Raw genomic sequence first — 23377 nt, forward strand, 5'->3', positions numbered from 1 at the left:
GTCCCCGGCACGCGGGCCGAGCCGGTGCAGGTGGTGCCGTTCAGGGGCGAACGAGGCAGGCACGCCACCCGGCGGACCGGCACTACCAGGCGGTCGCGCCGCCGTCCACCGCGTAGTTGGCGCCGGTGATGTACGCCGCACGGTCGGAGGCGAGGAAGGCCGCCAGTTCGACGATCTCCTCAGGATGGGCGAAGCGCTTGAGCAGCGTCTTGGCGGTGATCCGGTCCCGGGCGGCCTGGTCGTCGCCGAGGTCCCGTTCACTGGCCGGGGTCAGGACGGGGCCGGGGCTGATCGCCACCGCGCGGATCCCCTGGGGTGCGCCTTCGAGGGCGAACTGCCGGGTCATGGCGATGACACCGGCGTTGGCCACGCTGTGCCCGACCATCGGGGGTACCGCACCGGCGATCATGCCGGCCATGGACGCGACGTTGATGATGACGCCGCCGCCGCGCCCGACCAGGTGCGGCCACGCGAACTTCGAGACGAAGAAGGGGATGTCGAGCTCGCCGGCCATGGTCACCCGCCAGTCCTCGACCGAGAAATCAGGCATCGGGCCGAAACGCAGGTAAGCCGCGTTGTTGTACACCACGTCGAGCCCGCCATAGGCGCCCGCCGCGACCTCGACGACCTGCCGCGCCTGCTCGGGGTCGGAGAGGTCGAACGGCGCGACGCCGGTCATCTCGCCGCCGTCGCGGCGGACGAGCTCGACCGTCTCCGCGTTGGCCTCGGCCTGGATGTCGGACCCGACGACCTTCGCGCCCTCCCGCGCGAAGACCAGCGCCGCGACGCGGCCCATGCCCCCCGCGGTGCCGGTGATGAGCACCACCTTGCCGTCCAGTGTCCCCACGGAGCCCTCCCTCAATAGTTGCTTCGTCAAGCAACTACCATAAGACACCTGCTTGACGAAGCAACAAAGGGGTGGGGTGTGCCGGTCAGTCGCCGCTCGACACCAGGTCCCCGGACAGGTCGTCGGTGGCCGGCGCGATACGAGACCCCTCCACCGACGCGTCCGCCTGCGTGGCGGCCAGGAAGAAGTCCCCCGAATAGGGATCCTCGGCCCTCTTGTACCGGAACGCGAGCGCGTACGCCGCTTTGACGAGCTTCTGCCCTCTCAGCCGCAACTCCGCCGCCTCGGCCACCTTGCCGATCGCCCGCCCCTGCCAGTACGCCGCCATGTCGCGCCAGTACTTCACGTCCTCCGGCTCCCGCGCCGTCAGCGCCTCACACGCCAGCAGCACCGCCATCTCGTACGCGGCCCCGGCGTCACCACCCTCGGCATCGTCCAGCCGCAGCCGCCGCCGCGCCCCCCACCCTTCGGGCACACGCCGCATGACACGGCTGCGCCGCACCGGCGGCCGCTCCCCCGGCACAGGCGCCAAGAGATCACCGGCCACCTCGGTAGCGGGATCCCCACCCCCCCGATCCGGCAGCGCCTGTTCCGCCCCGTGCCTCGGCGGCGTCACACCCCCCTCAGCGGCCTTCGCGGCCTGCCAGAGCACGGAGAACTCCTTGTGCAGATCCTCCAGCGGAGCGATCTGCAGATCCGACTTGGTGGCGATGTGATGACACACCACCACGAACGTCCGGATCAGCACCCAGTCCGGCGGCTTCTTGAACTTCCCCCTCACCAGGTCGCACGCCGTCGCCCGGGGCAGAAGCCGCAGGAACTCCTTGTCCTCGCGCTCACGGATGACGCTCTCCGCGACCCGCTCGAAGGCGTTGTACGACGGCTGTCCTGCCTCTACGCAGTACAGCCTTCTGATCCGCTCTTTGAGGAGCCCGAGCTCCCCCTCCGCCTGTCCGGCTTCACGCATGACTCAACGCCCCGTCGAGGGATGAATCGGAGGAGCCAGACAGAGCGGAAGTGCGTCGCTCGAACCACTTGGCCCCGAGGAGTCACCATAGTCCCACAGACAGGCACCTCCGGACCCCCATAACTCCCAGCGATACGCCCTACTACATCGCCTCTTGACCAGGTGCTTCCGACTACGTCCGAGTTCATCCGGAAACAAGGACAACGTCGTCCGAAGCGAGATCATCCCCGCCCCCCACGCCGACCGCCCCTGGTAGCTCTTCCTCATGCACTACGCGAACTTGATCTGGTGGGCGATCACCGGCCTGCTGCTCTCCCTCCTCATCGGCATCCTCGGCGCCATCCTCGCCACCGGCAACGGCAACTCCACCCCCGGCTCCATCATGATCGGCGCCACAGCCGCCGGCGCCTTCGCCGGCCTATGGATCACCGCCACCCTGGTAGTCCAGGAGGCCCTACGGCCCTAGCCACTCCGCGCGGGAGGGGCGGCGCCGTCCCGGAGTAGCCGGTCTCGGCCCGGCACTGCGCGTCCGCGACCGCCGTGTCGATCTCGGCCCGCGTGCCGCGTGGCTTGTCCGAATCCGCCCGTCAAGCGCTCACGTCGACCACGACGCGAACCGTGGCCTGGTCCGTCTCCGTGGTGCGGACCGTGAGAACGGCCTGCCAGCGACCCGGGAACGGCAGGTTCAGCCGGCCGAAGTAGTGCCCGCCGGCGCCCTGGAGCTCCACCGGGATCGGCCCGAGGTCCCGGTCTGTGAGGGTCATGGCGGCGTGCACCTCCGGCACGTTGAGCGGCGCGCCGTTCGGGTCGAGCACCGACAGGTGAAGCTGCGCCGGCCCCACCTTGGGCGGAAGTACCGCGAGCAGCACCGCACCGCGCGCGGCGGGGCCGGAGCCGGCCGAGAACGGCACGGGTGTGGGCACGGCCGGCACCGGCGCCGCTCGATTCGCGGGCGCCGCCGTATTCGCGGGCGCCGCCGTCGAGCGGTTCCCGGCGTACGCCGAGCGGGCCGGCTCCATGGCGACCAACGCGGCGGACAGGCCGAGCACGACGGCGCCCACCGCCATCTCGGCCCGCAGCCGCCGGTAGAACGCGTAGAGCTGGTGCGGGTCAGGGCCGCCGCGGCGCCGGTTGCCGCCCGCGCCGTAGTGGCGGGCGATCCATCCGCGGGCGGCGGCGCCGAGCGCGACCAGCGCGACCACGAGGGCGACCTTCACCAGCAGAACCCGGCCGTACTCGGTGGCGAACAGCGTCGGCGGCGACCCGACCTGCCGCCATGCCTGGAACAGGCCGGTGGCGGCGATGAGCGCCACGCACACCAGCGCCGTGTGCGAGAACCGGGGCACCGCCACGCGCAGGGTGACGGCGTCGCGGGTCGGGACGTGCGTCATGGCGAGCGCGACGAGACCCCCGAGCCAGACCGAGCCGGCGACGAGGTGCACGACGTCGACCGGCACGGCGAACCCGCCGGCCTCGCCCGTCACGCTGTGGTTCGCGATGCTCCAGGTCGCGGCGAGCGCCGCGGCGGCCGCGAGCACCGCCGCCGCGGCCGTCCACCGCGTGCGGCGGTCCGGCGCGTCCGGGTAGCGGTTCAGCAACCAGACGAGCGCAGGCGCCGCGGCGAGCAGCAGAGCGACGCGAATCCCGAGGGCACGGCCCAGGTCGGTGGTCCACGTCGTGGACAGCAGCCGCGGGTCGAAGGCGTCCGCCACATCGCCGTCGGCCACGTACGGCCCGTACAACAGGCCGGAGGCGATCGCGGCGGCGAGGCTGGCGCCCCAGCCGGCCCACAACGCCCGCCGGGCCGGCCGTCGCCGCGCACCGGCCGGCCAGCACCACGCCAGGTAGAACGCGGTGCCGAGCAGCACGGCGAACCCTGCGAACGCGGCCCACCGGGCGGCGCCGTACGCCGTCGCGGCATCGCCGGAACCATCGCCCGGGGGCGTGACGCCGGCCGGGCGGCTGCCCGGCGTACCGACGGTGAACGTGTAGGCGCCCTGCACCGGGTGGCTGTCGGAGGACACCACCCGCCACGAGACGGTGTAGACGCCGTCGGCGAGTTCCCCGTTCAGCGGGGCCTCCACCGACGTGTCGTCGCCCACGCGGTGGACCGGTGCGCCGATGCCGATACGGGCGCCGTCTGGGCCGAACAGCCGCACGCCGTCCGGCGGCACGGTCACCGGGTCGGTGAACTGAAGCAGCAGCGTCCGAGGGGAGTCCTGGTAGATCTGGCCGTTGGCCGGCGCGGCGTCGACCAGTTCCGCGTGCGCCCAGGCAGGGCTCGCCACCACGAGGGACACGGCGGTGGCGAACCCTGCGAGGAGGACGGCGAACGCGCCGCGCGTCCTGGTGCGGGTCACGGCGAGAGCCGCCCGGCGGTGTCCGCCTCCACGAGCGGCGCGGAGGCCGGCACCGGGGTGCGCCGGCGCAGCCCGATCGCGGCCGCCGTCAGCAGCGCGAGGGCGCCGAGCGCGAGGCCGGCCCAGCCGAGCAGGCGAGCGACGCCGTCGCCGGTGGGGGTGGGGGTGGGGATGGCCGCGGCGGGCGCGTTGGCCTGCGCGTCCGCCGGCTTGACGTCGATCACCGGCGCCGGGTGTTCGGGCCGTGGCGCGCCGGCCTCCGGGATGTCGATCCAGCGGACGACCTCACCGCCGCTGTAGGTCTGCAGCGCCTTGAACACGAGCTGGCCGGGCGTGGTGGGCAGCGGACCGAGGGACACCTCGAAGAGCTGGAACTCGCCGGGCTTGATGGCGCCGCCCTCCCACACGATGCCCGTGACGGCCTTGTTGGCGGCCTCGTCGTCGGACCCGGCGGACGCGGCGTTCGGCAGTTGCCGGGTGGTGACAGTGGCCGTCCAGCCCGGGACGGGGCGCAGGGAGACGCTGGTGAGCTGGGCGTTCTCCGGGAAGACGATCTCGACGCGCGTCGTTTTCGCGTCCGGGCGCTCGGTGGGCACCTTGAACGCGAACGTGCCGTAGCCGCCGGGGGTGGCGACCGAGGGGGAAACGGTGACGTGGGCCCACGCCGGCGAGGCGGGAGCGAACAGGACGGCGACGCCGGCGATGAGCATCGCGGTGACGGCACGGATGAGCTTCATGCACGGACTCCTTGCGCGTATCGGTATGTGGAGCCCGTGCCGGCCAGGTGCGCTCACGGCTGACCGGCACGGGTTCGGAGGCGGGTTCAGCCGGCGATTACGGCGTTACATTGACGATCGTCACGAGGCCGATCATGCCGTTGGGTCCCTCGGAGTGGGAGAAGATGTGGCAGTGCAGCAACCACTTCCCGGGCTCTTTGGGCTGGAACACGATGTCGTACGTCTGTCCGACGCCGACGTTGAGCGTGTCCACGGTGTACGGTGAGGCGAGCTTGTTGCCGTCTTGGGCCACGACCTGGAACGGCATCCCGTGCAGGTGCATCGGGTGGATCATCTCGGGGCCCGCGCCGATCAGCCGGACGTGGACCTTCTGGTTGACCGCCGCCGTCAGCGGCACGGTCGCCGGGTACGACTTGCCGTTGAGGGTGAACCCGTTGGAACCGTCGCCGATCTCGATGGTGTAGTGCTTGTCGGCGGCGATGTCGCCCAGCGTCGGGGTCACCAGGAGCGCGCCGTAGAGGCCCCGGCCGACCTGGCCTCCACCCATGTGCGAGTGGTACCAGTGCGTGCCGGTCGACTTGGCGGTCCATTCGTACGTGTAGGTACTGCCGGGCATGATGTGCGGCTGGGTGATGTCCGGCACGCCGTCCTGCGCGTTCGGCAGTTGCATGCCGTGCCAGTGCACCGCCGTGTGCTCCGGCAGGTCGTTCTGCACGATGACCCGCACCTGGTCGCCCTCGTTGACCTTGATGGTGGGGCCGGGCACTATGCCGTTGAATGTGTACGCCAGCTTCACCACCCCGGGCGAGACCTCCCAGTCGGTCTGCGACATGCACAGCTTGAACACCTTGACGGTGCCGACCAGGCTGTAGGCGGCCAGCCGGGTGCCATCGCCCTGGGCGGCGCCGAGGGCCGGGTCGTCGCAGGGCGCGGCGCCGGGCGTCGGCGTCGTCGGGGTGACGCTCGGGCTCGCGCTCGGGCTGCCACTCGCCGAGGGGCTGCCGCTGGGCGAACGGCTCGGGCTCGCGCTCGGCGAGCGGGACGGCGACGGCGACGGCGGTGCCGTTCCGGCGTTGATGATGCCGGTCATGTACGGGTGGAGACTGCAGTAGTAGTTGTACGAGCCGGCGGTGGTGACGGTGACCATGAAGCTCGCCCCGGGCGGCAGGTCCGGGGAAGTGAAGTCGCCGCGGATGGTGTGGACGGTACCGTCTGTCTCCTGGTTGACGAACGTGATCGTGTCGCCGGGTGCCACCGTGAGCACGTCCGGCGTGAACGCGAAGTTCTTGATCGCGATCGTGTGGTTCGCCGCCTGCGCGGCCTTCGGCGCGAACACTGCCGCGCCGGAGACCAGGACCGAGAGCGCGATCATGCCGATCAGCATCAGCCGCCGTACCGGTGGCGAGGTGTCGGAGAGGGCACGCCGGAGGGCCGCGAAGGGCCCCGGCGCGGTCGTATCAGACATGGGTGTACTTCCTCGTCTACTGTGGGATACACGCACCCACGTGCTGGCGGCCGAATGGACCGGCGTGGGTGGTGCGCGATCGGGGGCCCTGGTCAGGGGGAGGGACCGTCCGCTTTACGGTCCCTCCCCCGCAGTGCGGGCCCGCAGTTACTCGCAGACCCCCGGGTTGATGGGGTTGAGCTGGGCACACGTGAGCTGGTCCGCCATCTCCGGCGTGGCGTTCTGCACCCAGCCGTTGTAGACGATCGGGTAGGGGAGGACGCCCTGCCCGCCCATGCCGTTGTAGCCGGTCACGATGTCATCCACGGTGGTGCCCGCGGCGGAGTCGAGGACCATCTTGCCGACGATGGTGGCGTCGGCGGGGTCGCCGTTGCCGTTGGGGTCGGGGTCGATCACGGCGAGGGTGTTGGCGAACTTGCTCGACACGTAGGCGTAGTAGCCGCCGCCGCGCTTGGCACCGAAGTTGATGCCGTGACAGCCGGAGTCGCACGGCAGGTACTTGATGACCTTGTCGGTCTTGGTGTCGATGACGGCGATGTTGCTCGTGAGCGTGTTCGCCACGAACGCCACGTTGCCGTCAGGGCTGACCGGGATCTGGATCGGCAGGCCGCCGGAGCTCCCGGTCGTCGCCCCGGTCACCATGTCGTAGTTCGCCCACAGGTTGATGGACTTGTAGCCGACGTTCGTGCCGCTGTCGGTGTGGCACGCCGGCCCGGCCAGCGAGATGCAGGAGACGCTCTGGCCGAGGAAGTTGGCCACGTAGTACTTCGAGGAGTCCGGCATCATGCCGGTCGCGATGGGCAACTGCTCGGTCTGCACCTCCTGGATCGAGCCCGACTGCACGTCGACGATCGTCGAGTTGTGGTGGTTGACGTTCGGCGTGACCATGGTGTGCCCGTCGGCGCTCATCCAGTGCGCGTGCGGGTGGGCCGGTGTCTGGCCGGGACCCTGCACCAGGATGCGTCTGTCGATACGCGTGGCACCCGGACTCAGTTCGACCACCGCGTTGCCGGCGTTGATGGCGACGTGGAGCTGGTCGGTGTCGGTCCGGGTCATCACATGGGATGGGTCCGGGCCGACCTGGATAGTTCGCACGAGCCTACCCGTGATCCGGTCGAACACGGTCAGGCGGTCGGAGAACCATTCCGTCTGGTAGATGTACCTTCCATCGCGGTCCGACCACATATTGTGCGGGTTGTTGAGGTTGATCTGTGGTAGCGCCACCTTCCGGTCCACGGTCCAGTTCTGCACGTCGACCTTGGTCGCCGCGCCGGACTTGACCTTGCCGGCGTACTGCTCCATCTGGGTGTCGACCCAGAGCTCACCGACGCCGGGCACGCTCGGCCGCTGGGTGAGCGCGGGCAGCGTGACGCCCTCGGTGAACTTGCTGTTGTAGTACGCGTCGAGGCTCGGGATGAACACCGGCTGCTCGTTCGCGTCGTACTGCAGGATCGGCGCGGGCGGGTAGTAGGGGTTCCAGTTCTTGGTCTGCGTGTTGCTGAAGACCTGCCAGTTGTCGGGCGTGGTGATCCGGAAGAACTTCTGCACGAGCTGCTGCACCACGTCGGCCGAGCTGGGCACGACGATGCCGCCCTTGATGTTGACGTTGAGCTTCTTGCCGAAGTCCAGGCCGGGCGTGAGCGGGTCGTCCACGACCACAGCGCCGAGCATGTACGGGTGGATCTTGCAGACCCACGCGTACAGGCCCGGTTCGGTCAGGTTGGCCTCGGCGTTGCCGATGAACGCACTGTTCTGGTCGATCGGCGGTGCGCCGACCGGCCAGATCAGGCTGGTCACCGAGTGGGCCGAGGCGGCCGCCGGTGCCGCCACCGCGAACTTCCCCTTCGGCGCGAGGCTCAGGTCCGTGGGCGCCAGCGCGGCGACCTCGTTGAGCGTGCGCATCAGGTCGAGCCCCACGGGCAGGCTGCCGAGCGGGACGGCGCTGCTGTCCGGCACCGTCGACAGCTGCTGGCTGAGCTGGTTGATCTGCGTCTTGGCACGCTGGATCGTTGGGTTCAGGAATCCGAGCGCGCCGCCCGCCGCGTCGACCGCCGCGTTGAGCTGGTCGAGGTTGAGCAGGCTGTTGACGTTCACACCGAGGCTGCCGACCAGCGGTGCGTCGCCGTTGATCAGCGGCAGGTTGAGCAGGCCGCCGCCGAGATCGCCGTTGAGCAGCGTGTCGGTGCTCAGCGGCAGCGACGCGAGCTTGGTCCGCGGCGTCACGGCGACGCCGAGCGACCGCGTGCCGAACAGCGTCGCACCGGTGTCGAACCACGCACCCTGATTGTCGGTGAGCGTGAATTGCACCGGCGTTCCTACACCGATCGGAAGCGCCTGGGCTGAGGAAGGAGTGACCCCAATTGTTACTAAAACCAGGATCGGGGTCAGCAGCCAAGCCAGTCTTCGTCGACTGGTCCGGCGTCGGGCGGCGAGAATGCCGCGTGGGGGAGAATGCATGCACTCCTCCTGAAGTGGGGTGAGATGATGACGCCAGCCGGATGTTTCACGCGCGGCTAGACGCAGTTAACTCGCCGTGAACGGGCACTCACGCGCAACACGGTTACGAACGCCTCAACGCGGTGCGGCGGAGTCCGTGAATCAGGTTGGTTCAGTACCAAGCTCAGGTCGAACCGACCAGAGCGGGATTCGCGCCGCTCAGGCGGCCGATGGACAAATCCAAACCGTCTACAACAGACGCAACAAACTCGAAACAAGCCGCGTCACGTGGCCCAAGGGCCAGGGTCCACCGATCACTCCATTGCCGGCGACGGGACGCACGGCGTGACACACACCGGCACCCTTCACGACTCATGAGACGCCACAGGCCGCGTGGGAGAAGGACCGCGCCGAGCTGGAGCCCGCCAGCTCCTCAAGTAGCCCCCTGAACAGCGTCGGCGGCGATCGTCACCAACACGGCGCAGGCGGGCGGCTGGTATCAGCGGCCCACCGGTGACTCACGGATCGTTGACCCCTCAACAATGATCTGTTAAAAATAAATCTATCGCCTGCACCTCGCGCCCGCCTTTGCGAGACGACAGGTCAAGAGCATAAAGCCATCCGACGTACAAGCGTGGATTAGTGACCTGAGCCAGCGATTCGATACGCCGACCGTACAAACCGGGTTCCTCGTCCTTCAGGGCATTCTCAATCTGGCCGTGGCCGACGCGGCACTCAAGAAGAGTCCCGCGAAATCGCCAAAGAACGACCGCGAACGCGTCATACCGCTCCCTGAGTGGGCCGCTGCCGCGATCCGCGTTCACTTGGCCAAATATCCCCCGCTAACCTGCACGCCGCCCTGGGAAAAGGTGTCAGGGAAGCCCCGTACGCACAACCTGTTGTTCCGCTGGACCGATGACACGTTCGTTAAGGCGCGAAGCTACAGCGAGCTCGTGTGGCGGCCACGCGGATCCCGGCTTCACCCTCCGTGTCTACGCCACATGATGCCGGGGTCACACGACCGCGCTCGCAAGGCGACAGACGACCGCCTGTTCCGTCCGCGCGTGGCGTCCCACGGAACAGGGACGGAACAGGCACTCTCCTAAGATCGTCGAGTGACACGACGAACCCGGCCCCCGAGCTTCTTCGGGACCGGGTTCTCGCTGTTCAGGGGGCTACTTGAGGAGCTGGCGGGCCATGACGACGCGTTGGATCTGGTTGGTGCCCTCGTAGATTTGGGTGATCTTGGCGTCGCGCATCATGCGTTCCAGCGGGTAGTCGCGGGTGTAGCCGTAGCCGCCGAGGAGTTGGACGGCGTCGGTGGTGATGGCCATGGCGGCGTCGGAGGCGGCGCATTTGGCGGCGCTGGAGAAGAAGGTGAGGTCGGGGGACTTGGTGCCGTGCATGGCCTGGTCGGACTTGGCGGCGGCGGCGTAGGTGAGTTGGCGGGCGGCCTCCAGGTTCATGGCCATGTCGGCGATCATGAACTGGAGGCCCTGGAACTCGGCGATGGGCTTGCCGAACTGTTTGCGTTCCTTGACGTAGCGGATGGCGTGGTCGAGGGCGCCTTGGGCGATGCCGAGGGCCTGGGCGGCGATGGTGACGCGGGTGTGGTCCAGGGTGGCCAGGGCGGTCTTGAAGCCGGTGCCTTCCTCGCCGATGAGGCGGGTGGCGGGGATGCGGACGTTGTCCAGGATGACCTGGCGGGTGGGGGAGCCCTTGATGCCGAGCTTCTTCTCCTTGGGGCCGAAGCTCACGCCTTCGTCGGACTTCTCGACGACGAAGGCCGAGATGCCGCGGGGGCCGGCGGAGGGGTCGGTGACGGCCATCAGGGTGTAGTACTCGGAGACGCCGGCGTTGGTGATCCACATCTTGGTGCCGTTGAGCACGTAGTGGTCGCCGTCCCGTACGGCGCGGGTGCGCATGGCGGCGGCGTCGGAGCCGGCCTCGGGCTCGGAGAGGGCGTACGAGAACATGGCTTCGCCGCGGGCCACCGGAGGCAGGTAGCGACGTTTGAGCTCCTCCGACGCGGACAGCAGGAGGGGTACCGTGCCGAGCTTGTTCACGGCCGGGATCAGGGAGGAGGAGGCGCAGACCCGGGCGACCTCCTCGATCACGATCACGGCCGCGAGCGCGTCGGCCCCCGCGCCGCCGTATTCTTCCGGGACGTGCACGGCGTGCAGGTCGGCGGCCACCAAGGCCTTCAGTGCGTCCCAGGGGAACTCGCCGGTCTCGTCGACTTCGGCCGCGTGCGGGGCGATCTTGTCCTCGGCGAGGGCCCTCACGGTCTCGCGCAGCATCTCGTGCTCTTCGGCGGGGGCGTAGAGAGGGAAGCTCATAGCCGAATAGTAGGACGTCCAACAATAGGGTGGCCGTCATGGGGGTACAAGAAGGGCAGCTCCTGGCGAAATGTCCCATTTGTCTGTTGCGGGACGCGGGGGGCGGGTAACATGCCTCGGCAACGTAGCGGTAAAGATTGGGTCGATAGCCGAACATGGAAGGAACGCGCTCGTGTCCTATCGCCTGACGGTCATCGGGACCGGTTACCTGGGTGCCACGCACGCGGCGTGCATGGCCGCGCTGGGCTTCGAGGTGCTGGGCCTGGACGTGGACCCCGTGAAGATCGCGCGGCTACGCGCGGGTGAGCTGCCCATCTACGAACCCGGCCTGCAGGATCTCCTCCGCCGCGGGCTGGAGTCGGGAAGGCTGCGCTTCACGACCTCCTACGAGGAGATCGCCGAGTTCGGCGACGTGCACTTCGTGTGCGTGGGCACCCCGCAGAAGAAGGGCGAGTACGCCGCGGACGTCTCCTACCTGGACGCCGTCGTGGAGTCGCTCGCGCCCCACCTCACCCGCGAGTGCCTGGTGGTGGGCAAGTCGACCGTGCCGGTGGGCACCGCGCAGCGGCTGGCCGACAAGCTGGCGCGCCTCTCGCCGTCCGGAGCGCTGGTGGAGCTCGCCTGGAACCCCGAGTTCCTGCGTGAGGGCTTCGCCGTCAAGGACACCCTGCACCCCGACCGCATCGTGCTCGGCGTGGTGTCGGACAAGGCGGAGAAGGTGATGCGGGAGGTGTACGAGCCCATGCTGAGCGAGGGCACCCCCATGGTCATCACCGACTACCCCACCGCCGAGCTGGTCAAGGTCGCGGCCAACGCCTTCCTGGCCACCAAGATCTCGTTCATCAACGCCATGGCCGAGGTGTGCGAGGCGGCGCACGCCGACGTCAAGGACCTGTCGCTCGCCCTGTCGTTCGACGAGCGCATCGGCGGGCGGTTCCTCAACCCCGGGCTCGGCTTCGGCGGCGGTTGCCTGCCCAAGGACATCAGGGCGTTCATGGCCCGCGCGGGCGAGCTCGGCGCCGACCAGGCGCTCACGTTCCTGCGCGAGGTGGACGCGATCAACATGCGGCGCCGCAATCGCATGGTGGACCTCGCCCGTGAGCTGACCGGCGGCTCGTTCCGCGACTGCACCGTCGCCGTGCTCGGCGCGGCGTTCAAGCCGAACTCCGACGACATCCGCGACTCCCCCGCGCTGGACGTCGCCGTCAAGATCAGCGAGCAGGGCGGCGACGTCACCGTCTACGACCCGGTGGCCCTGGAGAACGCCCGCCGTGCCCACCCGGCCCTGCGATTCGGCGAGTCCGCCCTGGAGGCGTCCCGCGGCGCCCATGTCGTGCTCCTGCTCACCGAGTGGCAGGAGTTCATCGACCTGGACCCCGAGATCCTGGGCTCCGTCGTCGCCAGCCGCCGCATCGTGGACGGCCGCAACGCCCTCGACGCCGAGACCTGGCGCGCCGCGGGCTGGCACTACCGGGCCCTCGGCCGCCCCTGACGTCAGGCGGGTCCGGGGTCGCCCAGGTGGGCGGCCTCGGCACGCAGGCGCTCGCCCTTCGCATGGGCCTGGTCGCGCAGGCGGGACTGGAAGTGCTCCACCTGGGCCCGCAGTTCCTCGTCCGCGGCGGCGAGGACGCGGACGGCGAGCAGGCCGGCGTTGCGGGCACCGCCGATGGAGACGGTGGCCACCGGGACGCCGGCGGGCATCTGCACGATGGACAGCAGCGAGTCCATGCCGTCCAGGTACTTGAGCGGCACCGGCACGCCGATCACCGGCAGGGGCGTCACCGAGGCGAGCATGCCGGGCAGGTGGGCGGCGCCTCCCGCACCCGCGATGATCACTCGAAGGCCGCGCCCGGCGGCGCGCTCACCGTAGGCGATCATCTCCTGCGGCATGCGGTGCGCCGAGACCACGTCGGCCTCGAACGGCACCCCGAACTCGGCGACCGCCTCGGCGGCGAGCCTCATCACCGGCCAGTCGGAGTCGCTGCCCATCACGATGCCGACGAGGGGCGCGGCCATCAGACGTACTCTCCCGTCGCCAGGTGCACCGCGGCGTGCCTGGCCCGGGCCCGCACCTCGTCCACGTCCGTGCCGAGCGCGGTGACGTGCCCGATCTTGCGGCCGGGCCGCACGTCCTTGCCGTAAAAGTGGATCTTGACGCCGGGGTCGTGCGCCATCACGTGCTCGTAGCGCCGGTACATGTCGGGGTCCTCGCCGCCGAGCACGTTGGCCATCACCGTCACCGGCGCCACCGGGGACGGCGAGCCGAGCGGCAGGTCGAGCACCGCCCGCAGGTGCTGCTCGAACTGGGACGTCCTGGCCCCCTCGATCGTCCAGTGGCCGCTGTTGTGCGGCCGCATGGCCAGCTCGTTGACCACCACCCGGCCACCGGGCAACTGGAACATCTCCACGGCCAGCACCCCGGTCACCCCGAGCTCGTTGGCGATCTTCAGGGCGATGTGCTGCGCCTGCGCGGCGTGCTCGGGGTCCATCCCCGTCGCCGGCGCGATCACCTCGACGCAGATGCCGTCCCGCTGCACCGTCTCGACCACCGGATAGCTGACCCCCTGGCCGTGCGGGGACCGCGCCACCACCACGGCCAGTTCCCGCTCGAACGGCACCAGCTCCTCCGCGATCAGCGGCGTCCCGCTCGCCAGCACCCCCGCCGCCTCCGACGCCGAGCCGACCACCCACACCCCACGCCCGTCGTACCCGCCGCGCGCCGCCTTGAGCACGAACGGCCGCCCGTGCTCCTCCGCGAACGCCTCCACGTCCTGCGCCGTGGCGACCCGCGCCCAAGCAGGACACGGAGCCCCGATCGCCGACAGCCGTTCCCGCATCACCGCCTTGTCCTGCGCGTGCACCAGCGCCTCCGCCCCAGGCCGCACCGCCACCTCGGCCGCGAGCGCCTCCACGTGCTCCGAGGGCACATGCTCGTGATCGAACGTGATCACGTCACACCCGCGCGCGAACTCCCGCAACGTGGCGAGGTCGCGGTAGTCCCCCAGCCGCACGGACCCGACGACCCGTGCCGCGCTCTCGCCGGCCGCCCCGGCCAGCACCCGCAGGTCCACCCCGAGAGCGATCGCCGCCTGCTGCGTCATCCGCGCGAGCTGCCCCGCCCCCACCATCCCGACAACCGGCCACCCGGCCTCTCCACTGGTCACACCGCCAAACACTACATACAGCGAGCGACCAAGTTTCAGGCGGCTGGAGCCCGCGGGGTCAGGCGGACTTCGACGCTGGCGTTCAGGGCACGCGCCAGACGCTCCAGAACCGGCAGCGTGGGAATGGTCCCGCCTGCTTCGAAGCGCGCTACCGCCGACTGGGTCATACCGGCCTCGCGCGCCAGGTCGGATTGGGTCCAGCCCCGCCCTTCGCGCATCCCTCGCACCGCCTTGCCGAGCTCATAGGCGAGCCGCGTGGCTTCGTACGCCTCGGCCGCATCCGGCTCGGCCATCCGGCGCCCCTTGAGCTCCTGCCAGCTCTCCTGCCCGCTCATCCCGCACCTTCTCCCTCGTCGACCTCATGCGCCAGTGCGGCGCAACGGCGCATCGCACGCCGAGCCCGTTCGACCTCCCGCTCCTCCCGCATCCGCGTCTTCTGGAACACGGTCAAGAGCACAATCCGACGGTGAGGCGCGATCCAGTAAGTGACACGCACGGCCGTCTCATCCAGGTGGAACCTGAGCTCACGCAACTTGCCGTCGAGTTGCCTGGTGTAAGGCTCCCCGAGCAGAGGACCCTCCGCCGCCGGCAGATCAACATAGAAAGCCACCCTCGCGAACGACGCCGCAGGTAGGTCCTCAAGCCACCTTCGAACCTCAGGTTCGAGCTCCACGGTACCCCAGCTCATAGCGTTGATGCTATGAAGGATCCGCCGGTCACACTAAGTGTTCGCCGGAATACGTACGCCGAACCCTTCTGGCATCAGAGGGTGATGTCGGCGAGGCCGCGGGAGATGGCGACGGTGGTGAGTTTGCCGTCGGGGGTGACCTTGGTGGCGAGTTGGACTACTTCGGTGGTGTGGAGGGACTTGGGGGTGGAGGTGCCGGTGAAGGCTTTGGCGAGGGTGGTGCCGAACAGGGGGTGGGCGAGTTTTCTGGAGGTGGTCTTCTGGGTGTGGAGGATCTTGAGGCTGTGGAAGACGAGGGCGCCGCCGTCGGCCAGGGCCAGGGCTCTGGTGTCGTCGGGGATCAGTTGGATCTCGTGGCTCAGGCGGTCGGGGCGGACGGTCGCCGGCTTCTTGGTGAGTTCGGTGAGCAGGGAGCGGACGGGGTCGCCTGAGGGGAAGCGGATGCCGGTGAGGCCGTAGCGGTCGGAGAGGAAGGTGAGGTGTTTCTGGGGGGCGAGGCGGGCGCGGACGCCGTCCTCGGGGTCCTCGGTGGGGACGACGCGGGTGGTGACGTCGGCGTCCAGTTCCGGTGGGGCGGTGGTGAGCTTCAGGGGGCCGTAGGCGACGCGCCAGCGGTCGTCCTCCTGGACCAGCACGATGTAGGCGGGGTCGGGCTCGCGGGCCAGGGCGACGAACCAGGGGCGTTCGTCGGGGCGGTCGGGGAGGAAGAACTCGGAGTCGCGGTAGGTGGCGCGGGCGGGGACCGGGCGGCCGTTCCGGGTGGCCTCGCAGCCGCGGCCGCCGAGCTCGTTCTCCGCGGCGGTGGTGAGGAACAGCACCTTCGCGCAGTCGCGGAGCTTCCAGGCGTCGTCCAGTTCGCCGAGCACGCCGAACGCGGTGCCGGCGTCCTCGGCCCCCACGGTGCGGCCGGCGGAGCCGGGCACGGTGGGGGCGGCGGTGGGCTCGGGCGGCACGTCCCCCTGAGCGCCGCAGCCGGCCAGCAGCACGAGGGACACACCGAGCGCCGCCACACGCGGGAGCACGCGCCACGCACCCGCGACCGGCGGCCGTCCCGGCACCGCGGCAGGCGCCGGTGGGAACTGCGGCCGTCCCGGCACCGCGGCAGACGCCGGAGGGGACGGCGGCCGTCCCGGCGCGGCGGGGGGCGCCGGTGGGAACGGCGGGAGGGCCGACGGGCGGCGTGGTGGGCAGGGGGGCGGCACTACGGCGCGGGGGTCGGCGGCGGGGGCTTCAGGTCGACGTCGCACGCCGGGAGCCACCTCTCAGGGCACACCTTGGAGAACTGCGGCGCAGCCTAGCGCACGGGCTCCCCGGCAAGCAGGAAAAGTCGTGATATCTCGATAGATGGACATGAAAGGGCGGCAAGCGAGCCGACGGCAGGCGCCTGAGGCGAGGGGCCGGTAACCTGTAGGGGCTCCGAAACCCCGAAAGGACCGTTGTGCAGCTCATTCGCCACCTGTATGACAGGTTCTCCGCACTGTTTCGAGAGCTCGCCAAGTTCGGCACCGTCGGGGCCGTCGCGTTCGTCATCGACTTCGCAGGCACCAACGTCATGCGGTACGGCGTGCACCTCGGACCCCTGACATCCAAGGTCTTCGCCACGGTCATCGCCGCGACGTTCGCCTATCTCGCCAACCGGTTCTGGACGTGGCGCCACCGCGAGCAGTCGGGCCTCGCCCGTGAATATTTCCTTTTTTTTGTGCTCAACGGCATCGGCCTGTTGATCTCTCTTTTGATCATCGGCTTCGTCGAATACACCCTCGGCTGGCGTGACCCGTTGAGCTACAACGCCTCGATGATCGTGGGCACCGCCCTCGGCACCCTGTTCCGCTTCTGGTCGTACAAGAAGTGGGTCTTCCTGCCCCCGGAGCTCCCCCCGGTGGACCCGCACACCGGCCTCCCCGAGGTCGCCGCGGAGCGCCAGCAGGAGCCCAAGCGGCCGCAGTCCACGCACGTGCCGCTCGACCAGGTGCAGCCCAAGCGGCTCCCCTCGGTGAACGGGCACGACGGCACGCCGACCCACCTCAAGCCGGGCCGCTGACGACCCGGTGCCGCGCCGTCTCCACGGCGGGGCGCAGGAACAACGCGAACACCGCTGGCCGGGCCCGCACCAGCTCGAGACGCCCCCCGTCGGACGCCGTGAGCGCACGGGCGAGCGTCAGCCCGAGCCCGGTGCCCCCGGCGCCGCTCACGTTGCGGTCGAACACCCGGGTGCGCAGATGCTCGGGGATGCCGGGACCGCAGTCGGACACCTCGATCACGACGGACCGGTCGGTGCTGCCCGTGGTGATCGTCACCGGCCCGTCGCCGTGCTCAAGGGAGTTCTCCAGCAGGGTGGACACCACCTGGCTCAGCCCGCCCTTGCTGACCATGGCGCAGAGCCCCCGGTCCCCGGCCAGCACGAGCGAACGGCGGGACCGGCGGAACGCCGGCTCCCACTCGGTGACCTGCTGACCGAGCACCTCGTCCAGGTCGATGGCCTCGGTCTGCGCGTGCCGCTGCCGCCGGGCCGCGGCGAGCAGCTCGTCGATCACCGCGGTGAGCCGTTCCGCCTGCACGATCGCGGCCTCCCCCTCCTCGCGCACGATCGCGGGCTGGGTGGCGGCGGCCACGATCTCCTCCAGCCGCATGGTGAGGCCGGTGAGCGGCGTGCGGAGCTGGTGGGAGGCGTCGGTGGCGAACTCCCGTTCCCGGGCCAGCAGGTCGGAGATGCGCGTGGCGCTGCGGTCCAGCACCTCGGCCACCCGGTCCAGCTCGGGGATGCCGTAGCGGTGCCTGCTCGGGCGCGCGTCGCCCGAGCCGAGCCGTTCCGCGATGCGCGCCAGATCGAGCAACGGCAGGGCGAGCCGCCGGGACTGCACGACGGCGAGCGACACGGCGACCGCCAGCGCGAGCCCGGCCAGAGCCACGATGAGCATGAGCCAGCCCCGGATGTTCCGCTCCACGTGCGCGCGGTCGCGGGTGATCCGGACGTAGACCCCGCTCTCGGAGTGGGTCTCCTCGGTCATCTGCCGATCCGGGGGCGGTTCGGCGCCGACGATGACCGTCGGGCTGTTGCGGATGAAGATCTGGACGTACCGGGCGGGGTACTGCCGCTGCAGTTCGTCCGGATCGATGGGCCGATCCTCGATCTGGGCGTACTCGACCTGGCTGAGGAGCAGCGTCGCCTGAGCTCGTAACTGCTGGACCGCCTCGTCGTCGATGAGGCGGGTGACCACGAGACCGAGCGGCACTCCGAGCAGCAGGACGGCGATCGCCGCGACCACGAGGGTCGAGGAGAGCAACCTCCGGCGCATTCAGGCGGCGGCTATTCGCGCTCGAACCGGAAACCGACTCCCCGGACCGTGGTGATGTAGCGGGGCTTCGCCGCGTCGTCCCCCAGCTTGCGGCGCAGCCACGAGATGTGCATGTCGAGGGTCTTGGTGGACCCCCACCAGTTGGTGTCCCACACCTCGCGCATGATCTGTTCGCGGGTGACGACCTTGCCGGCGTCCCGCACCAGAACGCGGAGCAGGTCGAACTCCTTCGTGGTGAGATGCAGTTCCTTGTCACCCATCCAGGCACGCCGCGAGTCCGCGTCGATGCGCACCCCCTGGACTACAGGGGTCTCGGAGGTGCCGCGGCGCAGCAGCGCGCGCACACGGGCGAGCAACTCGGCGAGCCGGAACGGTTTGGTCACATAGTCGTCGGCGCCGGCGTCGAGGCCGACCACGGTGTCGACCTCGTCGACACGGGCCGTCAGGATGAGCACGGGTGTGCCGTGCCCTTCGGCGCGGATGCGACGGGCGACCTCCAGCCCGTCCATTTCGGGTAGGCCCAAATCGAGCACGATGAGGTCGACGCCCCCGGACAGAGCCCTTTCCAGGGCCTGCGGGCCATCGGGGCTCACCTCCACCTGATAGCCCTCGCGGCGCAGTGCGCGCGCCAGGGGCTCGGAGATCGAGGTGTCATCCTCGGCGAGAAGTACGCAGGTCATAAAGCGATCGTAGGACCTTAGGCGATCGTTTCCCGGGTACAGCGCGCGGTTTGACTCGTCGTTGACCCACCAATTGACCTGGGCAAAGACGCCGAAAGAGGTACGAGCCCTCCCGCATCACCCGGGCCTCGGGGGAGCGCCTCGCGGCGCGCCCCCGGCACCCTACCTACCCCGTCCCCGGGCACATGTGACATGCCTCAGGGACGACCGAAAAGGATCAGTCGCTCGAAGAGGACGGAAGCTCCACCAGCCGCTGGAGGTAGAGCGGCTCGCCCAGCTTCTCGATCAGCTCCAGCTCGGTCTCCAGGTAGTCGATGTGGTGCTCTTCGTCCTGGAGGATGTCCTCGAAGATGCGGGCCGAGGTGGCGTCACCCCGCTCGCGCATCAGGAGGATGGCGGGACGCAGCCGCGCCACGACCCCGAGCTCCAGGTCGAGGTCGGCCTGGTGCTGCTCCTTGACGGTCTGGCCGATGTGCAGCGTGCCGAGCTTCTGGTAGTTGGGGAGACCCTCCAGGAACAGGATGCGGTCGGTCAGCACCTCGGCGTGCCGCATCTCGTCTATGGACTCTGCGCGGGTGAACGCCGCGAGTTTGGTGTATCCCCAGTTCTCCTGCATCTTGGCATGCAGGAAATATTGGTTGATGGCGGTGAGTTCGGAGGTCAGTTGCTCGTTGAGCAGAGCAATGATCTCTCTGTCCCCCTGCATTGCGGGCCTCTCGATCTATGCGGTCGCGACGAGTTCCTCAGATCGCTTAAGGATCGCACAGATCTTCCGCACGCATGTCGCGCAGTCCTTGCCGGCCCCTGTGGTATCCCGGATCTGACGTGCACTCTTCGCACCTGCCTGGATGCAGGCGTGAACCTCGCTCTCGGTCACGGCCTGACAGATGCACACGTACATAGAAGGATACGCCCTTCGCTCAGCGTAGGTTAGGCATGCCTAAGATAGCGCATGTTTCTTAGGTATGCCTATCCTCTTTCTTCCGCGAAGACGGCCATCAGATGTCCGGAAAGTGCACGATATGTGGACAAAAAACGCACCCTCCGTGATCCCCCGGTCACAGGAGACCACGGAGCGCGTCATGCGTCAGTGCCCGCGGGCGATCCATTTGTCCAGGTCAGGCCGCTCGGCGCCGATGCTGGTGGAGTCGCCGTGCCCGGTGTGCACGACCGTCGCCGGGGGCAGCACCAGCAGCCGGTCCCGGATCGAGTCGATGATGGTGTCGAACGACGAGTACGACCGCCCGGTGGCCCCCGGCCCGCCGGAGAACAGCGTGTCGCCGCTGAACAGCGCGCCGAGCTCGGGGGCGTGCAGGCAGACCGCGCCGGGCGAGTGGCCGGGGGTGTGCAGCACGCGCAGCGCCGTGCCCGCCACCTCGATCGTGTCGCCGTCGGCGAGCGGGCGGAAGCCGCGGCCGTCGCCGTGGACGGCCTCCCACAACATGGTGTCCGCCGGGTGCAGCAGCACCGGCGCCCCGGTCGCGTCGGCCAGCGCCCCCGCGGCGTTGATGTGGTCGTTGTGCCCGTGGGTGCAGACGATCGCCACGAGACGCCGGCCGCCCACGGCCTCCTCGATCGCCTCGGCGTCGTGCGCGGCGTCGATCACCACGACCTCGCTGTCGTCGCCGAACAGCCAGACGTTGTTGTCGACCTGCCAGGTGCCGCCGTCCAGCGTGAACTCGCCGGAAGTGACGATCTTGGCGAGGCGCGCGGTCACAGGACCACCACCGAGCGCAGCACCTCGCCGCGGTGCATCTTGGCGAAGGCCTCCTCCACCTGGTCCAGCGCGATCGTCTCGGTGACGAAGCCGTCGAGGTTGAGGCGGCCCTGCAGGTAGAGGTCGATGAGCATCGGGAAGTCGCGGCTCGGCAGGCAGTCGCCGTACCAGGAGGACTTCAGCGACCCGCCCCGGCCGAAGACGTCGAGCAGCGGAAGCTCCAGCATCATGTCCGGCGTCGGCACCCCGACGAGCACGACGGTGCCGGCGAGGTCGCGGGCGTAGAAGGCCTGCTTGTAGGTCTCCGGCCGCCCGACCGCCTCGATCACGACGTCCGCGCCGTGGCCGCCGGTCAGGTCCCGGATCGCCTCCACCGGGTCGGCGCTGCGGGAGTTGACGGTGTGGGTGGCGCCGAACTGCCCGGCCCACTCCAGCTTGCGGTCGTCCACGTCCACCGCGATGATCTTGGAGGCGCCGGCCAGCGACGAGCCGAGCACCGCGGCGTTCCCCACGCCGCCGCAGCCGATGACCGCCACGGTGTCGCCGCGGGTCACCCCGCCGGTGTTGATCGCCGCGCCGAGGCCGGCCATCACGCCGCAGCCGAGCAGCCCGGCGACCGCGGCCCTGGCCTCGGGGTCCACCTTGGTGCACTGCCCCGCCGCGACCAGCGTCTTGGCGGCGAACGCGCCGATGCCGAGCGCCGGGCTCAGCGGCGTGCCGTCCTCCAGCGTCATCTTCTGGCTCGCGTTGTGGGTCGCGAAGCAGTACCAGGGCCGCCCGCGCAGGCAGGCCCGGCAGTTGCCGCACACCGCGCGCCAGTTGAGGATCACGTAGTCCCCCGGCTCCACGGTGGTCACCCCGTCGCCGACGGCCTCCACGACGCCGGCCGCCTCGTGGCCGAGCAGGAACGGGAAGTCGTCGTTGATGCCGCCCTCGCGATAGTGCAGGTCGGTGTGGCACACACCGCACGCCTGGACGTCGACCACCGCCTCGCCCGGCCCCGGGTCGGGGACGATGACGGGCCGCAGCGACACGGCCTCGCCCTTGCCCCCGGCGATCACACCCTGGACTTCATACGGCATGGTGGTCCTCCCTGTATCGAGCTGTATCGCGGCGCATGACGGCCTTGATGGCGTTCAGAATGTTGACGACACGTTACGGACGTCAAGTCCGCGCGGGGGGCGCGCCGCTCAGCGCCCGTCGACGTCGCCGTCCGCCGCGTCCTCCACCAGCCGGAACAGCTCCGCCCGCACGGTCTGGATGCGCGGCACGTCCTTCAAGGTGATCTCGCCGTTGTCGGACGCCGACTCGACCACCAGCGTGCCGCAGCCGAGCAGGCGCTCCACGAAGCTCTGGTCGGAGCTGACGCTGTTGATCTTGGCAAGCGGGATGTCGTCCGCCGACTTGCTGAGGATGCCGGTGCTGATGTTGAACCGGTGGGTGGTCAGCGTGTACGAGGTGGTCTTCCACCGCAGGTACGGCAGGAACGACCAGAGCACCAGCGCGACCACGGACACCGCCGCCACCGCGATGTAGGCGAAGCCGACGTACTCGTAGTCGGTGGGTATGAAATAGATCGCCGCGCTTGAGGCCGCGACGACGAGAACGAGCGCGAAAGCGGGCAGCACCAGGCGCTTCCAGTGCGGATGGAACGAGTGCACGACCCGCTCCCCCACCGTCAGGAGATGTTCAGGCAGGACCATGCGGCAAATCGTCGCACGATCACTCGGCGGGGCGCACGTGCACCACGTCGCCGACGCTGAGCGTCTGCTCGGCGCCGTCAGCGGTCCGCACGACGAGGTGCCCGGCGGTGTCCACGCCGGTCGCGGTGCCCCGCAGCACCCGCTCGCCGGGCAGCTCCACCCGCACCTGCCGCCCCACGGTGGCGCTGGCGGCGAGATAGGCCGCGCGCAGCCCGCTGGAGTCGGCGTCCCCGCCGGCGGCCACCCATTCGCGGTAGTGGGACTCCACCTCGCGCAGCACGGCGCGCATCAGCGGGTCGCGGTCGACGCCCCCGGCCTTCTCCAGCGTCAGCGAGGTGGCCGTCGGCACCGGCAGCTCCTCGGCGCGCACCGAGACGTTCAGCCCCATGCCGACCACGACGGCGCCCTCGGCCCGCTCGGCGAGCACCCCGGCCAGCTTGCGCTCCCCCACCAGCAGATCGTTCGGCCACTTCAGCCGCACCTCCACGTCCGCGACGCGCCGCACGGCCGACGCGGCGGCCAGCGCGACCAGCAGCGTGACCCAGCCCTGCCGGGCGGCGGGCACGGGGGGGCGCAGCAGCATGGAGAAGGTGAGCCCGGAGCGGGGCGGCGCCGTCCAGGTGCGGCCGAGCCGCCCGCGCCCGGCGACCTGGAGCTCGGCGATCAGCACGGCCCCCTCGCGGGCCCCCTCCCTGGCGAGCTGGGCGAGGTCGGCGTTGGTGGAGCCGGTGCGCTCGGTCACGACGACCGAGGTCCACAGGCCCCCGGGGCGGACGAGGGCGCGGTTGAGTGCCGCCTGCGACAGGGGCGGCCGCTCCAGGTCGGTGTACGGCGACGGCGAGTCGGTCACGTGCTCAATCCTCCTCCTCGGCGCGGGACGGCGGGACGTCCTTACGCCGATGTGCGGCCCGCACGGCGCAACGTTGCCCCGTTCTTGACCGGCGGACGCGGGCCGGGGGCTCGTCGCGGAAGGGCCGC

24 protein-coding genes are annotated in these 23377 nt (G+C 69.9%); 3 read left to right on the forward strand and 21 right to left on the reverse strand.

The window, feature by feature from the left end:
• Positions 1 to 82 precede the first annotated feature (82 nt).
• Positions 83 to 847, reverse strand: a complete 765-nt coding sequence (locus ABGB17_RS07000; RefSeq protein WP_347626973.1) for an SDR family NAD(P)-dependent oxidoreductase — start codon at positions 845 to 847, stop codon at positions 83 to 85.
• A gap of 85 nt (positions 848 to 932) precedes the next feature.
• Entirely contained in the window at positions 933 to 1814 is an 882-nt protein-coding gene (locus ABGB17_RS07005) for a hypothetical protein (RefSeq protein ID WP_347626974.1), read from the reverse strand.
• A 265-nt stretch (positions 1815 to 2079) separates the two neighbouring features.
• Between ABGB17_RS07005 and ABGB17_RS07010 the strand changes: the two genes are divergently transcribed.
• On the forward strand, positions 2080 to 2280 hold the full coding sequence (locus tag ABGB17_RS07010; RefSeq protein ID WP_347626975.1) for a hypothetical protein: 201 nt from the start codon (positions 2080 to 2082) through the stop codon (positions 2278 to 2280).
• A 121-nt stretch (positions 2281 to 2401) separates the two neighbouring features.
• On the opposite strand, the gene ABGB17_RS07015 is transcribed toward ABGB17_RS07010, so the two are convergent.
• The 6 genes from ABGB17_RS07015 to ABGB17_RS07040 all read right to left on the reverse strand — a co-directional run bounded on the left by ABGB17_RS07015 (position 2402) and on the right by ABGB17_RS07040 (position 11151).
• A complete protein-coding gene (locus ABGB17_RS07015; RefSeq protein WP_347626976.1) occupies positions 2402 to 4174 on the reverse strand; it encodes a copper resistance protein CopC in 1773 nt (590 codons plus the stop codon).
• Positions 4171 to 4911, reverse strand: a complete 741-nt coding sequence (locus ABGB17_RS07020) for a YcnI family protein (protein ID WP_347626977.1) — start codon at positions 4909 to 4911, stop codon at positions 4171 to 4173. The genes ABGB17_RS07015 and ABGB17_RS07020 overlap by 4 nt, the downstream gene beginning before the upstream one ends.
• A 97-nt stretch (positions 4912 to 5008) precedes the next feature.
• The gene (locus tag ABGB17_RS07025; RefSeq protein WP_347626978.1) at positions 5009 to 6376 is read right to left on the reverse strand and encodes a multicopper oxidase domain-containing protein; all 1368 of its coding nucleotides are present in this window, start codon (positions 6374 to 6376) and stop codon (positions 5009 to 5011) included.
• Between the two features lie 147 nt (positions 6377 to 6523).
• On the reverse strand, positions 6524 to 8683 hold the full coding sequence (locus tag ABGB17_RS07030) for a hypothetical protein (protein WP_347626979.1): 2160 nt from the start codon (positions 8681 to 8683) through the stop codon (positions 6524 to 6526).
• 665 nt (positions 8684 to 9348) lie between these two features.
• Positions 9349 to 9636 (reverse strand): hypothetical protein, encoded by a 288-nt coding sequence (locus ABGB17_RS07035; RefSeq protein WP_347626980.1) that lies wholly within the window; start codon positions 9634 to 9636, stop codon positions 9349 to 9351.
• Positions 9637 to 9987: 351 nt separating this feature from the next.
• Positions 9988 to 11151, reverse strand: a complete 1164-nt coding sequence (locus tag ABGB17_RS07040; RefSeq protein ID WP_347626981.1) for an acyl-CoA dehydrogenase family protein — start codon at positions 11149 to 11151, stop codon at positions 9988 to 9990.
• A gap of 172 nt (positions 11152 to 11323) precedes the next feature.
• Here ABGB17_RS07040 and ABGB17_RS07045 point away from each other — a divergent pair, with 172 nt between their 5' ends.
• Entirely contained in the window at positions 11324 to 12643 is a 1320-nt protein-coding gene (locus ABGB17_RS07045; RefSeq protein ID WP_347626982.1) for a UDP-glucose/GDP-mannose dehydrogenase family protein, read from the forward strand.
• A gap of 2 nt (positions 12644 to 12645) precedes the next feature.
• Here the strand turns inward: ABGB17_RS07045 and purE are convergent, their stop codons facing one another.
• The 5 genes from purE to ABGB17_RS07070 form a co-directional block, all read right to left on the reverse strand.
• Positions 12646 to 13167 (reverse strand): 5-(carboxyamino)imidazole ribonucleotide mutase, encoded by a 522-nt coding sequence (purE, locus tag ABGB17_RS07050; RefSeq protein WP_347626983.1) that lies wholly within the window; start codon positions 13165 to 13167, stop codon positions 12646 to 12648.
• A complete protein-coding gene (locus ABGB17_RS07055) occupies positions 13167 to 14315 on the reverse strand; it encodes a 5-(carboxyamino)imidazole ribonucleotide synthase (protein WP_347626984.1) in 1149 nt (382 codons plus the stop codon). Before ABGB17_RS07055 ends, purE begins: the two co-directional genes overlap by 1 nt.
• A gap of 35 nt (positions 14316 to 14350) precedes the next feature.
• Entirely contained in the window at positions 14351 to 14650 is a 300-nt protein-coding gene (locus tag ABGB17_RS07060; RefSeq protein ID WP_347626985.1) for a helix-turn-helix transcriptional regulator, read from the reverse strand.
• Entirely contained in the window at positions 14647 to 15003 is a 357-nt protein-coding gene (locus ABGB17_RS07065; protein WP_347626986.1) for a type II toxin-antitoxin system RelE/ParE family toxin, read from the reverse strand. The genes ABGB17_RS07060 and ABGB17_RS07065 overlap by 4 nt, the downstream gene beginning before the upstream one ends.
• A 74-nt stretch (positions 15004 to 15077) precedes the next feature.
• Entirely contained in the window at positions 15078 to 16025 is a 948-nt protein-coding gene (locus tag ABGB17_RS07070) for a hypothetical protein (protein WP_347626987.1), read from the reverse strand.
• A gap of 416 nt (positions 16026 to 16441) precedes the next feature.
• On the opposite strand from ABGB17_RS07070, the gene ABGB17_RS07075 reads away from it, so the two are divergent.
• Entirely contained in the window at positions 16442 to 17044 is a 603-nt protein-coding gene (locus tag ABGB17_RS07075; RefSeq protein WP_347626988.1) for a GtrA family protein, read from the forward strand.
• Here ABGB17_RS07075 and ABGB17_RS07080 read toward each other — a convergent pair.
• The 8 genes from ABGB17_RS07080 to ABGB17_RS07115 form a co-directional block, all read right to left on the reverse strand.
• Entirely contained in the window at positions 17028 to 18299 is a 1272-nt protein-coding gene (locus ABGB17_RS07080) for an ATP-binding protein (protein ID WP_347626989.1), read from the reverse strand. The two genes, ABGB17_RS07075 and ABGB17_RS07080, sit on opposite strands and share 17 nt — an antisense overlap.
• Before the next feature lie 11 nt (positions 18300 to 18310).
• Entirely contained in the window at positions 18311 to 18979 is a 669-nt protein-coding gene (locus tag ABGB17_RS07085) for a response regulator transcription factor (RefSeq protein ID WP_030451323.1), read from the reverse strand.
• Between the two features lie 217 nt (positions 18980 to 19196).
• Positions 19197 to 19685, reverse strand: coding sequence for a bacterioferritin (bfr, locus tag ABGB17_RS07090; protein WP_347626990.1), 489 nt, complete (start codon positions 19683 to 19685; stop codon positions 19197 to 19199).
• Positions 19686 to 19700: 15 nt separating this feature from the next.
• Positions 19701 to 19880 carry a (2Fe-2S)-binding protein gene (locus tag ABGB17_RS07095; protein ID WP_184979124.1) on the reverse strand — a complete coding sequence of 60 codons (180 nt, stop codon included), beginning with the start codon at positions 19878 to 19880 and terminating at the stop codon, positions 19701 to 19703.
• Between the two features lie 186 nt (positions 19881 to 20066).
• The gene (locus ABGB17_RS07100; protein ID WP_347626991.1) at positions 20067 to 20696 is read right to left on the reverse strand and encodes an MBL fold metallo-hydrolase; all 630 of its coding nucleotides are present in this window, start codon (positions 20694 to 20696) and stop codon (positions 20067 to 20069) included.
• Positions 20693 to 21778: an S-(hydroxymethyl)mycothiol dehydrogenase gene (locus tag ABGB17_RS07105; RefSeq protein WP_347626992.1), complete on the reverse strand. Its 1086-nt coding sequence runs from the start codon at positions 21776 to 21778 to the stop codon at positions 20693 to 20695. Before ABGB17_RS07105 ends, ABGB17_RS07100 begins: the two co-directional genes overlap by 4 nt.
• A gap of 108 nt (positions 21779 to 21886) precedes the next feature.
• Positions 21887 to 22399 (reverse strand): PH domain-containing protein, encoded by a 513-nt coding sequence (locus ABGB17_RS07110; RefSeq protein WP_347626993.1) that lies wholly within the window; start codon positions 22397 to 22399, stop codon positions 21887 to 21889.
• Between the two features lie 19 nt (positions 22400 to 22418).
• The gene (locus tag ABGB17_RS07115; protein WP_347626994.1) at positions 22419 to 23249 is read right to left on the reverse strand and encodes a biotin--[acetyl-CoA-carboxylase] ligase; all 831 of its coding nucleotides are present in this window, start codon (positions 23247 to 23249) and stop codon (positions 22419 to 22421) included.
• Between the last annotated feature and the right edge of the window lie 128 nt (positions 23250 to 23377).

Origin of the sequence: Sphaerisporangium sp. B11E5, assembly GCF_039871875.1 — a bacterium.
GTDB lineage: Bacteria > Actinomycetota > Actinomycetes > Streptosporangiales > Streptosporangiaceae > Sphaerisporangium.

Excerpts from the sequence above, each read along its gene's own strand:
- ABGB17_RS07005 (WP_347626974.1), bottom strand. The coding sequence starts at position 1,814 with ATGCGTGAAGCCGGACAGGCGGAGGGGGAGCTCGGGCTCCTCAAAGAG.
- ABGB17_RS07010 (WP_347626975.1), top strand. The coding sequence starts at position 2,080 with ATGCACTACGCGAACTTGATCTGGTGGGCGATCACCGGCCTGCTGCTC.
- ABGB17_RS07020 (WP_347626977.1), bottom strand. The coding sequence starts at position 4,911 with ATGAAGCTCATCCGTGCCGTCACCGCGATGCTCATCGCCGGCGTCGCC.
- ABGB17_RS07025 (WP_347626978.1), bottom strand. The coding sequence starts at position 6,376 with ATGTCTGATACGACCGCGCCGGGGCCCTTCGCGGCCCTCCGGCGTGCC.
- ABGB17_RS07040 (WP_347626981.1), bottom strand. The coding sequence starts at position 11,151 with ATGAGCTTCCCTCTCTACGCCCCCGCCGAAGAGCACGAGATGCTGCGC.
- purE (WP_347626983.1), bottom strand. The coding sequence starts at position 13,167 with ATGGCCGCGCCCCTCGTCGGCATCGTGATGGGCAGCGACTCCGACTGG.
- ABGB17_RS07060 (WP_347626985.1), bottom strand. The coding sequence starts at position 14,650 with ATGAGCGGGCAGGAGAGCTGGCAGGAGCTCAAGGGGCGCCGGATGGCC.
- ABGB17_RS07065 (WP_347626986.1), bottom strand. The coding sequence starts at position 15,003 with ATGAGCTGGGGTACCGTGGAGCTCGAACCTGAGGTTCGAAGGTGGCTT.
- ABGB17_RS07080 (WP_347626989.1), bottom strand. The coding sequence starts at position 18,299 with ATGCGCCGGAGGTTGCTCTCCTCGACCCTCGTGGTCGCGGCGATCGCC.
- ABGB17_RS07085 (WP_030451323.1), bottom strand. The coding sequence starts at position 18,979 with ATGACCTGCGTACTTCTCGCCGAGGATGACACCTCGATCTCCGAGCCC.
- bfr (WP_347626990.1), bottom strand. The coding sequence starts at position 19,685 with ATGCAGGGGGACAGAGAGATCATTGCTCTGCTCAACGAGCAACTGACC.
- ABGB17_RS07095 (WP_184979124.1), bottom strand. The coding sequence starts at position 19,880 with ATGTACGTGTGCATCTGTCAGGCCGTGACCGAGAGCGAGGTTCACGCC.
- ABGB17_RS07105 (WP_347626992.1), bottom strand. The coding sequence starts at position 21,778 with ATGCCGTATGAAGTCCAGGGTGTGATCGCCGGGGGCAAGGGCGAGGCC.
- ABGB17_RS07110 (WP_347626993.1), bottom strand. The coding sequence starts at position 22,399 with ATGGTCCTGCCTGAACATCTCCTGACGGTGGGGGAGCGGGTCGTGCAC.